At 38.5% G+C, this 12,884-nt stretch carries 10 protein-coding genes and 1 other RNA gene; 8 read left to right on the forward strand and 3 right to left on the reverse strand.

The window, feature by feature from the left end:
* Position 1: 1 nt before the first annotated feature.
* Both CA265_11665 and CA265_11670 read right to left on the reverse strand, forming a co-directional pair.
* Positions 2-2,317: a hypothetical protein gene (locus CA265_11665; GenBank protein ID ARS40274.1), complete on the reverse strand. Its 2,316-nt coding sequence runs from the start codon at positions 2,315-2,317 to the stop codon at positions 2-4.
* A 272-nt stretch (positions 2,318-2,589) separates the two neighbouring features.
* Positions 2,590-4,992, reverse strand: coding sequence for a transketolase (locus tag CA265_11670; protein ID ARS42968.1), 2,403 nt, complete (start codon positions 4,990-4,992; stop codon positions 2,590-2,592).
* Between the two features lie 188 nt (positions 4,993-5,180).
* On the opposite strand from CA265_11670, the gene CA265_11675 reads away from it, so the two are divergent.
* The 5 genes from CA265_11675 to CA265_11695 all read left to right on the forward strand — a co-directional run bounded on the left by CA265_11675 (position 5,181) and on the right by CA265_11695 (position 9,414).
* Positions 5,181-5,573, forward strand: a complete 393-nt coding sequence (locus CA265_11675; protein ID ARS40275.1) for a hypothetical protein — start codon at positions 5,181-5,183, stop codon at positions 5,571-5,573.
* 62 nt (positions 5,574-5,635) lie between these two features.
* A complete protein-coding gene (locus CA265_11680; GenBank protein ARS40276.1) occupies positions 5,636-6,835 on the forward strand; it encodes an aspartate aminotransferase in 1,200 nt (399 codons plus the stop codon).
* A 153-nt stretch (positions 6,836-6,988) separates the two neighbouring features.
* Positions 6,989-7,354, forward strand: a transfer-messenger RNA (tmRNA) gene (ssrA, locus tag CA265_11685).
* A 259-nt stretch (positions 7,355-7,613) separates the two neighbouring features.
* Positions 7,614-8,882 carry a recombinase gene (locus CA265_11690; protein ARS40277.1) on the forward strand — a complete coding sequence of 423 codons (1,269 nt, stop codon included), beginning with the start codon at positions 7,614-7,616 and terminating at the stop codon, positions 8,880-8,882.
* Positions 8,872-9,414, forward strand: a complete 543-nt coding sequence (locus CA265_11695; protein ARS40278.1) for a DNA-binding protein — start codon at positions 8,872-8,874, stop codon at positions 9,412-9,414. The genes CA265_11690 and CA265_11695 overlap by 11 nt, the downstream gene beginning before the upstream one ends.
* A gap of 92 nt (positions 9,415-9,506) precedes the next feature.
* On the opposite strand, the gene CA265_11700 is transcribed toward CA265_11695, so the two are convergent.
* Complete coding sequence (locus CA265_11700) at positions 9,507-10,073, reverse strand: hypothetical protein (GenBank protein ARS40279.1); 567 nt, start codon at positions 10,071-10,073, stop codon at positions 9,507-9,509.
* A 180-nt stretch (positions 10,074-10,253) separates the two neighbouring features.
* Here CA265_11700 and CA265_11705 point away from each other — a divergent pair, with 180 nt between their 5' ends.
* From CA265_11705 to CA265_11715, 3 genes are all read left to right on the forward strand, one after another.
* Positions 10,254-10,649, forward strand: a complete 396-nt coding sequence (locus tag CA265_11705) for a hypothetical protein (protein ARS40280.1) — start codon at positions 10,254-10,256, stop codon at positions 10,647-10,649.
* A gap of 303 nt (positions 10,650-10,952) precedes the next feature.
* Positions 10,953-11,519 carry a hypothetical protein gene (locus CA265_11710; GenBank protein ID ARS40281.1) on the forward strand — a complete coding sequence of 189 codons (567 nt, stop codon included), beginning with the start codon at positions 10,953-10,955 and terminating at the stop codon, positions 11,517-11,519.
* Between the two features lie 68 nt (positions 11,520-11,587).
* Entirely contained in the window at positions 11,588-12,721 is a 1,134-nt protein-coding gene (locus CA265_11715; GenBank protein ARS40282.1) for a hypothetical protein, read from the forward strand.
* The last annotated feature ends 163 nt before the right edge of the window (positions 12,722-12,884 follow it).

A 12,884-nucleotide genomic window follows, 5' to 3' on the forward strand; every position in this document is an offset into this window, starting at 1 on the left:
GTTATTTCTTCAAAATAATTTTAAAATAACTTCCGCCTGCCGGATTAGTATCAGCGCTGATTTTACCGTCCATTAAGCTAATAAAGGTTCTACAGAGCAATAAACCTAAACCAGTACCTTTTTCTTTATTGGTACCCAAGGTGCTCACACCCGCCCCCAAATAACCTGCTTTATTAAAATGTTCGACCTGTACGGCTGTTAAACCGATACCCGTATCTGAAATTTTAATTTCCAGCGAATTTCCATTAGAAACTGAATTTATGGTGATGGCACCACCATTTGGCGTAAACTTAATGGCATTACTAACGATATTGCGAATAACCAGCATAAACATATTCGAATCTGCTTTGCAAAATGTTTTGGCTGGCACTAAATTCTCGATAGCTAAGTGCTTATCATTGGCGTTATCCTGTAAAGAAAGGATGACCTCATTAATCAGCTCATGAACGTCTAATGCTTCTAAATACGGATTAAATCCCTGCATCTGGCTTGCCGCCCAATTGAGGAGGTTCTCCATCATGGTGGAGGTATAGGTGAGGTTATTTTTTAGTGATGCAGCATATCGGTTTAACTTCTCTTGCTCAATATTGCCACCTTCCAATAACTGCATAAAGGAAATTAACGAATTAACAGGGGTACGCATATCATGACTTACCACACTAAAAATACGATCCTTAACCTTACTTAATTGCTCTAACTCCCGTTTTTGAGTATTGATGATCTTATTCAGCCTGGTGGTTTTCCGCTGATTAAAAAATATAACAACCGCAATAACCAGAATAAGTGTAGTGGCTATGGTCAGGAATAATTTTACACGTTCATCAAATTTAATCTGCTGTACCTGTTTACTAATCTGTTTATCCTTTATTCCGGCGGCTAACTGTGCTTCGAATTTAGCATTGGCAAATTTGCTATCCTGAGCCAAGCGCTGAATATCGAGATCGGCTTTTGCTTTTTGAAAAGTTAACAGATCCAATGCTTTTTCTTTATCGCTCAACACCAATTGCTGCCTTTTTAATGCAAGTTCCTGTTGTTGTCTTTTTAACTCGCCTTCTGTCAGTTTCTGCTTCAGTAAATAATCGCGCTCTTTAATGCCAAAATCGAGCTGCATCTGCCTCCTGGTGATTTCTTTTTCCTTTTCCTGGTCGAAAATCTTATCCCTAACGGCAATATACTGCCTGTAATAGGCTAAGGATTTGTTATAGTCTTTTTGTTTTTCATATACAGCACTCAGCCCTAAACTTGATTGTTTTTCAATATCCAACAACCTGTTTTCTTCTGCAATTTTTAAGCTGTTATTGAGTAATACAATTGCATTTCCTAAATCATTTTCTTTTTGGTAAAAGTTTCCCAAAGCATATAAACTTGCCGCATAAGCCTCCTTATCTTCGCCCGATTTATTGAGCTCAACCGATTTTTGATATGATTTTAACGCCACATCCTTTTGCCCTATCGAACTGTACAAGTCGGCAAGGTCTCGTTTAACGGTTGCCACTAATCCTACATCTCCAATCGCTTCTGATACCCGTAACGATTTGTTGTAATACTCTAAGGCCAGTTTTATTTTCTGGCCAGGCACTACATTCATCTCCGTTAATTCACGATCTGAAGCCTCAAAATAATTGGTTCCAATCAGGCCATAAACAACGGCTACACCTCTTGTATTTTCGCCTTCCTTAGCAAAAACCTTGAGTGCCATGTTCATGTACACCAGTGCCTGACTCTGATTACCCAGACTCTGATAAATGGCAGAAATATTGGTATAACAACTTGCCATATCGGTTTCGTTGCCCATTTTTTCGTAGATGGCTATTGCTTTTTGGTTAACTTCTAATGATTTGACATAATCAGGAATACTGCCATATAAAGCTCCCAGATTGAGGTAAGTACCGGCTACCATATCCAAATTGCCTATTGAGGAAAACTCAGCAACTGCATTTTGATAGTTTTCTTCTGCCTTTTGATAATCAGACCTGCCATGATACATTAAGCCTCTGCGGTAGTAGGCCATGGCCGAGAATTTTTTTAGGTTTTTCTCATGCGAAAGCTGAATGGTTTTATCTACGTATTCTTCCGCTTTATCTACATTTTTCATCCTCATGTATTGGCGGTAAACTTCCGTCAATATTTTGATTTTGGTAGAGTCTGATTTTAGATTATTATAATTTAAACTTAAAAGGCTATCCAGTTTCTTCTGCGGCGCACTCACCTGGCTAAAGCCGGCTTTGCATAAAAATAAGAAAAAGAGCAACAGCATGCCTTTTTTAAAAAAACACACTTTACTAACGAACTGAGCATTTACAAGATAGCGCTTCATTTGCAGGTCAAACCAATGAATTATTTTTACTACAAAATGAGCATGAAAAATCTTGAAAATGACAGCGTTTCATATCCGGGATGAGATAAAACATACTGAAATAACAAAATAGAATTTGGTTTATAAAAGTAAGTAAAAAACTGATCAATAGGTAACTGGTTTTTTACCTTTTCATCAAAATCTTAATCATTTTAAGCTTCAACCAAATAAGAAACTGATTGTAAACCCTTTAAATTATTCAGCGGGTTAAATCTTTTAGCTTATCTACGCTATTAAAAAAATGAAGGATATTTAACAGGATTGGCATCATGCATCATCTGGTAAATGGTTTCAATAACATCATCAACCGATGGTTTACTGAAATAATCACCATCTGATCCAAACGGCGGACGATGTGCTTTAGCAGACAATGTTTTCGGCTGACCATCTAAATGGAAATAACCTTTTTGTTCTTCCAGTACCTTTTGCAGGATATATGCCGATGCACCTCCGGGAACATCTTCATCCACCACCAGTAATTTATTGGTTTTGGCAAGCGAGTTGACACAAACCTGTGTGGTATCGAAAGGCAATAGTGTTTGCGGATCTATAATTTCTACTGAAATACCCAATAAACTCAATTCTTCTGCCGCTTCCTGGACAATTCTTAATGAAGAACCATACGAGATTACCGTAATATCAGTTCCTTCTTCTAAAACCTCAGCTTTGCCTAATGGAACCGTAAATTCGCCAACATTAACCGGTAGTTTTTCTTTAAGCCGGTAACCGTTTAAACACTCAATTACTACTGCAGGTTCATCAGCCCTGAAAAGGGTGTTGTACATCCCGGCAGCCTGGGTCATATTTCTGGGTACACACAAATGCATCCCTCTTAAGGCACCTAAAATCATGCTGATTGGTGATCCCGAATGCCAGATTCCTTCCAAACGATGGCCACGGGTACGCACAATAACGGGTGCCTTCTGAATCCCTTTGGTACGGTATGAAAGTGACGCTAAATCATCGCTCAGTACATTTAGTGCAAAAATTAAATAATCCAGGTATTGTATTTCGGCAATCGGTTTTAAGCCCCTCATGGCCAAACCAATACCCTGCCCCATAATGGTCATTTCCCTGATTCCGGTATCGGTAATTCTCAGTTCACCATATTTGGCCTGCAAACCAGCAAAACCCTGATTTACATCACCAATATTCCCTAAATCTTCTCCAAAAGCTACTAAACGCGGATCGCGGGCAAAATTTTCGTTAAAGCAGGCATTAAGCACTTCCCTGCCGTCAACCATTTTCGATTGCTCATCATAAGCCGCGTTAACCACTGCAATCATATCCGGGCTTTCTTTACCGTTGGTATGCAGTTTAGAATTATAACGGTCGTAATTAAACTTAGCCTGTTGTTTGTACCATGCCAACAGCTCATTCCGTTCAGGAGAGTTAAAACTAGCCGATAAACGTATGGCTTTCCGGGCTGCAGTAAAAACTTCCCTTCGCTGTGCATCGGCCGTTGAAGCCAGGCTTGCTGCAATTTTAGCCAGCTCAGGTTGATGTTTAGCTACGCCACTAATTAAATCAATTACTTGTTTTTGTTCGGGTTTAATACTATCCAAAAACTCATTCCAGGCTTCTTTTTGTGCATTACGTACAAAAACCTTTGCTTCTTTTTCAATTTCTGCAATCTCCTCTTCGGTTGCTACCGCCGAATCGAGCATCCAGGCACGCATTTTCAGGATACAATCGTGCTCGGTTTCCCAGGATAAACGATCCTTTGACTTGTATCTTTCATGCGAGCCAGAAGTAGAATGTCCCTGGGGTTGAGTAAGTTCGGTCACGTGAATTAAAACAGGTACATGTTCATCTCTACAAACATGTATTGCTTTTTCATATACCTCACATAAAGCGGGATAATCCCAGCCTTTTACTTTATAAATTTCATATCCTGGCTGATCAGCATCACGCTGAAAACCTTTTAACACTTCAGAAATATCTTCTTTTGTAGTTTGATATTTTGCCGGAACCGAAATACCATAGGCATCATCCCAAATCGAAATGGCCATCGGTATCTGTAAGACGCCTGCTGCATTAATGGCTTCAAAAAATACCCCTTCCGAAGTTGAGGCATTGCCAATGGTACCAAAAGCAACTTCATTTCCGTTTACCGAAAAGTTTTTCAGGTAATCGAGTTCTTTATTTTGTCTGAATAATTTAGAAGCATAAGCCAAACCAACCAAACGGGCCATCTGGCCACCTGTTGGAGAAATATCTGATGAGCAGTTTTTAATCTGCGTTAAATCGTTCCAGCTGCCATCTTCATTAACTGATTTTGTTGCAAAATGGCAGTTCATTTGCCTCCCGCCAGAAAAGGGATCTGCTCCTTCGGTTGGATTGGCGTAAAGCTGTGCAAAAAATTCTTTAATGGTAGAAATGCCTGTAGCAAAGGCAAAAGTTTGATCGCGGTAATAACCCGAACGCCAGTCGCCGTTTTTAAAAGCTTTCGCCATAGCCACCTGGGGCACTTCTTTCCCATCGCCGAAAATACCAAATTTAGCCTTCCCTGTTAATACTTCTCTACGGCCTAAAACGCTGGCCTGCCTACTTTCAAAGGCTATTTTGTAGTCGTTTATCACGATCGATTTAAAATCGTTAAAACTGAGTTCGGAAGCATCAATAGTGTTGGTCATCAATTTTTCATTCGGCATAGTAATCAAAGATTGGTTGCGGCAAATATATACAAAATTAAAAGTTTGCCTTTATCCTCCATTGTAAAATTATATATGGATTTGTAAAATATATTTGGAATAGTTTTTGTTTTAATATGAAAACATTAAATTTGTTTTAGAATTTAAAAAATAAATTACAACCACATAACATGAAAAAGATCTTAGTATTATTCGCTTTTGTTTTAGGTTTAGGTATTGCTGTAAATGCACAAACTAAACCTGCAGAGTTTAAATTTGAATCGGAGACGCACGATTTCGGTAAAATTGTTTTGAACAAACCAGTAACATACGATTTTAAATACACCAACGTTGGCGAAGAACCTTTAATTATTACCAAAGCTGAAGCAAGCTGTGGATGTACAGTACCTAAATACACTTCTACTCCATTGAAAAAAGGTGAAACTGGTGTTATTTCGGTAACGTTTAACGCTGCTGCTGGTCCATCTAGTTTTTCGAAAACCGTAACCATTACTTCAAATGCTAAAACACCAATTAAAGTGCTTTACATTAAAGGTGAAACCGTTGCCGCAGCTTCAAAATAATTTTTTAAACGATAATATTTAAAAAGTCCCGATTTTCATCGGGACTTTTTTATTTTTGTGCCATGCCAAAAATTTCACAAAAAGGCGTGCAGATGCCTGCATCGCCAATCAGAAAGTTAACTCCATTTGCAGATCAAGCTAAAAAAGATGGTAAAAAAGTTTTCCATTTAAATATTGGTCAACCCGATATAGAAACACCTGAAGGAATGTTAAATGCCATCAAAAATATTGATTTTAATGTTTGGGCTTATACACCATCAGAAGGTACACTTGCGTACCGTTTAAAACTGACCGAATATTACAATAAACTGGGTTACAATATTACACCTGAAAATATTTTGGTAACAGTTGGTGGCTCTGAGGCCATCACCATTGCGATGCAAACCTGCGTAAACGAGGGCGACGAAATTATCATTCCTGAACCTTTTTATGCCAATTATAATGGTTTTGCCTGTATGAGCAATGTGGTGGTAAAACCAATCCTTTCTTATATTGAAAATGGTTTTGCCTTACCGCCAATTGCCGAATTCGAAAAATTGATTACAGAAAAAACAAAGGCGATCATTATCTGTAACCCCAATAACCCGACTGGTTATTTATATTCAAGAGCAGAATTAGAGGCATTAAAAACACTTTGTGTTAAATACGATCTGTTTTTATTCTCTGACGAAGCTTATCGTGAATTCTGTTACGATGGAAGGGAATTTATTTCTCCAATGCATTTAGATGGCTTAGATGAAAATGTGGTCATAATGGATACGGTTTCTAAACGTTACAGCGCTTGTGGTGCACGTTTAGGTTGTTTAATTACCAAAAACAAGGAAGTTATCGCATCAGGATTAAAATTTGCGCAGGCAAGATTAAGCCCGGGCATGGTTGAACAAATTGCGGGTGCAGCGGCTGTAGATACACCGGATAGTTATTTTGAAAAAGTAAATACCGAATATACTTTACGCCGCGATACTTTAGTTGGCCGGTTAAATCAAATAGAAGGTGTTTTCTGTCCTAATCCAGGTGGTGCATTTTACGTAGTCGCAAAATTCCCAATTGATGATGCGGATCAATTCTGTCAATGGATTTTAGAGGATTTTAACCACAATAACCAAACGGTAATGATGGCACCTGCAACGGGCTTCTACTCTACCCCAGGTTCTGGTAAAAACGAAGTGCGTATGGCATACGTATTAAATACCGATGATTTAAACGCAGCTATGGACTGCCTGGAAGTAGCCTTGCAGCAATACCCTGGAAGAACGGTATAGTTTGCAGTTGGCAATTTCCAGTTTTCAGTTTTAGATGCCAAATATTAGTTTACAGCTATTATTTGGCATTTTATTTGTATATTTGCATTGGTTAATCTGTTTGATGTGTTGCCAAGACCAGGCAGCTGCAAACTGATAACCGCAAATTAAACTGGGGCCGTTCTTGGATTTGACAGGGTGGCGAAGGTTATGTTAGCATGCAGTGCGTTGTACGGAGAGCACTTAAAGTGAACGTTCACATTTTAGTTGGCGAAAATACTTACGCCTTAGCTGCTTAGTTTAGAACTAACTAGCTTTTGTCCCTCTAACTGCTGCATTGTTGGGTTAGAATCCGGGGCATCGAAACAACAAAGCTGGCTTTAAGGAGATACGACTTAAAGTGAGACAAAGTATCTAAGGATTTAAATAAGGTCGGTTTTCAGCCCGTTTATTTCCCTAAAATCAATTGAAAAATAAGCATGTAGAAGGTATAATTTATCTCACAACTGGACAAGGGTTCGACTCCCTTCGGCTCCACTGAAATCAGTATCAAAAATCACTGAAAAACATTAAAAGCCTGCAAATCAACGATTTGCAGGCTTTTGTTTTTTGGTATTTAGTGGCTTTTTTGACCAAATAACGCATATGCGAGGTGAGTAAAGCGGTGAGTAGAACTACGAAAGTTTCGGACTCACCGCTTTAGGGGTTAATCGATTGTTAATCAACTAGTTTACCTCGTACACATCTTGACTTTTTTTGACTGCAATCTTAACTTTATTTCACCTTTAAGATTACTTTTATGAAAAGAAATTTCAGTTTACTTTACTTTTTAAAAAAAGCAAAGACAGATCAAGAGGGTATTTCCTCCATCTACATGAGGATTACAATCGAAAAAAAACGCGTCGATCTTGCAACAGGCAAACAATGCGCAGATACCGACTGGTTGAATGGCAAAGTAGCGGGAAATTCTGCCCATGCAAAAACCATCAACCAATACCTAAGACAATTAGAATCAAAGGTTCATGAATCACATCGTAACCTAATCATGATCGGTGACGAGGTGACGGCCAAAACTTTGGCGGATGATTTTCTGGGAAAAGGAAGCAAAGTAAGAAAACTAGTAGAAGTTTTTGAAGACCACAATAGAGAAATGGCAGAACTAGTGGGCATAGAATTCGCACCAATGACGCTGCTACGTTACCAGACGGCACTTAGACACTTGCGGCAATATCTTCAGGAAAAACATAAAGTCCATGACATTGACATCAAAAAAATTGATCACCAGTTCCTGACGAACTACGAATTCTTTTTAAGGACAACCAGAAAATGCAATAATAACTCGGCAGTAAAGTATATTAAAAATCTTAAAAAAATCATCAAAAGATGTTTGGCAAATGGCTGGCTATATAGAGATCCGTTTGCAAACTTCAAAGCCAAAGTAAGAGTTATTGAAAGACCCTGCCTCTCTGAGGAGCAAGTAAGTTCTTTGGAAATGCGCGAATTTACTAACGAACGACTGAACCGTGTAAAAGATATATTTCTTTTCAGCTGCTACACTGGACTTGCCTACATTGATATTTACCAGTTGAAAAGGTGTGAAATCATTAACAAAAATGGGGATGAAAAGTGGATTATGATTAATAGGCAGAAGACAGGCACTCCAACCCGTGTACCGCTTTTACCTAAAGCCGTGGCCTTGCTCGACAAATATGAAAATCATCCACTTTGTGTTGATCTGGATAAAGCTTTCCCGGTTAGCTCCAATCAAAAAATGAATGCCTACCTCAAAGAAATCGCAGATGTATGTGGCATTAAAATTCCCCTATCCTATCATATTGCCCGCCATACTTTTGCTACAACAATAACCCTTCAGAACGGAGTCCCCATCGAAACAGTAAGTAAAATGCTGGGACATAAGGACATAAGGACAACACAGCACTACGCCAAAACCCTGGATGTAAAAGTGGGCAGAGACATGGCAATGCTGAAAGAGAAGCTTGCGAGAGCAAAACCTTTAGCCAAAAATACCATCTACAACTACACTATAACTAATAATAATGGAAAATAACCCACAACACCCGATCACCGAAGAAACGATCACTGGCAAAATATACCACATAAGAAATCAAAAAGTAATGCTGGACAGTGATTTATCTAATCTTTACCAGGTCGAAACCAAACAGCTTAAGCGGCAGGTAAAGAGAAACCTTTTAAGATTCCCTGCTGATTTTATGTTTGAACTTAGTGATGACGAACAGAAAATCCTAAGGAGCCAATTTGGCACCTTAGGACATGGAACGTATTCGAAATATCGGACTATGGCTTTTACAGAACAGGGAGTTGCAATGCTTTCAAGTGTTCTGAACAGTGAACGGGCCATTCTGGTCAACATCGAAATCATCAGGACATTTACTAAAATTCGTTCAACGATTGCGCAAAGCATAGTTTTAAAACAAGAAATCGATAAGATCAAAAGCCGTCTGGACAATCAGGACAAAAATCTGGAACTTGTATTTAAATACCTAGATGAGCTCATTTCACCAAAGGTTCCTGAAGCTGTTCCAAGACAACGGATTGGCTTCAGACCTGACATAATATAAGCAAGCAAACGCACCTCGGAGGCGATTTGCTTCCGAGGTATTATCAAGTTAGTAGGAAATACTCAGTCAATGAAAAACATTAAAAATCAAGCCTAACTAAAAATTCTTCTCCCCAGCTCGATAGCTGCCAGCACAACACTGGATCGGGCTGAACCAATACCCTTGAACCTTGATAAATCTGCATGTCGTACCGCCGCCAGACATCTCAGATCAGACCCACCGGCTTTAAATATCTGATCGCCGATATCCAAGGCACTGTTGTCAGGTGTCCCTGAGCCAATTAGTATCGCCAGCAACTCAGCAGTTTTCATCTTGTCTCCTCCTGATAAAAGAAGTTTCTCCCTGGGCCTTAACTCCACAGGAAGCCCCTTTATCCCATAGATACGTTCCTGTTTATTTTCATGAAATAAATCAAGTACAGACTTTTCCTTTTCTTCAATCTGCGTGGCAGTGGTAAACAGCGAACAAAACGCCGAAATCAGGAATTCAAAATCTTCTTGAAAAACAACTATCCTACGCATGTTGTAACTACCATCCTGCTGCTCGTCACTTCTGGTTATCTGGATATAGTTAGTATTATTCCTCGCTGTCTTAAAATCAAGAAAAAAATTCCTTCTTCCGGAATTAAATGTTTCTGTGGCAATCGTTCTGTTTTTCATAGCATAAAAAATTGATTAACCCAAAGCTGCATCACAATTACATTTTAAACGGAAATTAACCGATTATAAACGTTTAAAATCGGTTAGCAGTAAATGTTTCATACTTATTAGAAGCTGAGAGAATTACCACTTTTGGCAGATAATACTTAAATTCAATAATGAATCATCAACGCTTAAATTATGAAGACCGACATCGCCCCAATCAAGATCCATTGCGAAGAATGTAATGAAATACTCCACGGGAGAACAGATAAACGCTTTTGCAGCGACCTTTGCCGCACCAGTTTCAATAATCGCCGAAGGCAAAAAGAAGCTGCAATTGATCCGCCCTTCATCCAGGAGATACCCAAGGTTATCCTGAAAAACTACCGTATACTTCGTAAACTTAGTGCTGGAGAGAAAATAACAGTTAAAAAAAGTATGCTTGAAAAACAAGGCTTCAATTTTAAATTTATGACCAGTTATTATACCACTTTAGATGGCGACATCTATCATTTTTGCTTTGATCTGGGGTATCTGCCCATTAAGAGTGATAGAATACTCATCGTCAATCAGCCTTCGCAGATAGAAATCTAACTGACATCAGTTCAAAATACCCACACAAAGCACCGGCAAATACTATTGCTCTTCGTTTGATAGAAATTATCGGAAAAATGAACCGGTACGTTAATGCCTATTTTGCTACAACTCATACCAATTATAACTTTCCTGCTTTAGTTTGGATCAGATAAATATTTTGACAAACAAATTCGGCATAAGACTGATCATGGAACAGTTTTAGATTCCCCCATTCTTCTTGGATTTAAAAAAGTAAAATCATTACATTTGGCTTGCTGATTTTGGGTTTTCCTGGCCCGAGAAGCTTAACCAAATTGCTCTATGACAGAAATGTCGTCTATAACTGAGAAATCACTTTTAAACGCTTTAATCGGAGGCGACAGGAAAGCATTTATTCAAATTTATGAATATTATTGGCTACCCTTATTGCTTCATGCCGAGCGGATGTTGAACGATGAACAACAAGCTCAGGATGTTGTTCAGGATGTTTTTGTCATGCTATGGGAAAAAAGGGACACCTTGATTATTCAATCCTCCATTAAAGGTTTTTTATATGCCGCTACTCGAAATCGGATTCTCAATGTTTTCAAAAAGGAAAAGGTAAAAGCGAACCATTTTAATACATTGGCCAACTCCGAGGAATCCGAAACCATACAAACTGATTATTTAATACGTGAAAAGGAGCTTGAGGCATTGATAGAAAGTGAAATTGAAAAGCTACCACCAAAAATGAGAACAGTTTTTCTGCTAAAGCGTAAAGACCAATTGTCATATAAGGAAATTTCAACAACCTTAGGTATTTCTGATTTAACGGTGAAAACACAGATGAACAAAGCCATTAAGATTCTAAGATTGAGACTGGAAGGCTTACGAATTTTATTTTTCTAAATAAATTAATTCTCCAATACAACATTGCCTTAAGCAAATTGTCCTAAGTATATAAAGGAGAATTTATTTTGGACAAAAACAAAGATCAGCTACTCGAAAAATACCTGTCAGGCCACTGCAGTGAAGAAGAAAGAGCCGCAATAGAACAAGAATATAACCACTTTGCCAAAAGTAAAGAGAATCTGATTAAGCCTGACCAAAATCGGTTAGCGCAAACCAAACTGGCGATGTGGTCTCAGATAGATACTCGTACTTCTCTAAAAAAACGCAATTATACTGGCAGATGGCTTATTGGCGCAGCCGCATCACTGATCATAGTATTTGGACTGTATTATTCTTATCGGAATACTGAAGCCCCCCTACCAGCAGGTAAATCAGCTAAACACCTAACGAGTATTCCTCCAGGTGGCAATAACGCGACGTTAACATTGGCCAGTGGCCATCAGATTATTTTAAACAACCTAAAAGATGGAGCGATCCAACAGGAAAATGGTGTACGTATCCAAAAAAATAAAGATGGAGAATTAACCTATGTATTCGCTGCAAACCAAAACCAGAACGTAAACTCCTATAATACAATTACCACACCACGAGGTGGAAAATATACCGTTAAACTTGCTGATGGCACCCTCGCAATGCTTGATGCGCAATCTTCTATACATTTCCCTGTGGTTTTCCAAGGTAAAACAAGAGCTGTTACCACGACAGGTCAGGTTTATTTTGAGGTAGCCCATGACCCAACAAAACCTTTTATAGTAACTTCTGGCAAACAAAGCATTGAAGTTTTGGGCACACACTTTAACATAGAAAATTATAATGAAAAAGGTGATGCAACTACAACCCTCATTGAGGGAAAAGTTAAAGTCCATTTTAATGGCCGTACCGCAGTTTTAAAGCCTGGTCAACAATCAACTGTAAATGCTACGAAGCCAGAAATTATCGTCGGCACTGTTGATGATATAGAGGAAGTTCTTGCCTGGAAAAATGGATTCTTCAAATTTAATTATGCCGATGTTGTGAGTATCATGCAGGAACTGAGCAGATGGTATGATATAAAAGTTCAGTACCAGGGCAGTGTAGCTACTAAAAGATTTTCTGGTAAAATTTATCGAACCTTAAATTTCGATGAAGTTTTGAACATCCTGAAGTTTTCTAAAATAAAGCTAAAACGGGATGGGAATACGATAACCGTTACCAATTAACTAACCAAAACCAAACCAACAAACTATGCAACTCATCTACACATAAATCCACCTGAGCATTAAAATATAAAAACCGCAAAAGTGATGCAACACTTTTACGGTAAGTTTTATTGAGCTCCCCGTTTCTAATCAAGGATTAGAAACGCCAATCTTAAGAAAATCA

The organism is Sphingobacteriaceae bacterium GW460-11-11-14-LB5, from assembly GCA_002151545.1.
GTDB lineage: Bacteria > Bacteroidota > Bacteroidia > Sphingobacteriales > Sphingobacteriaceae > Pedobacter.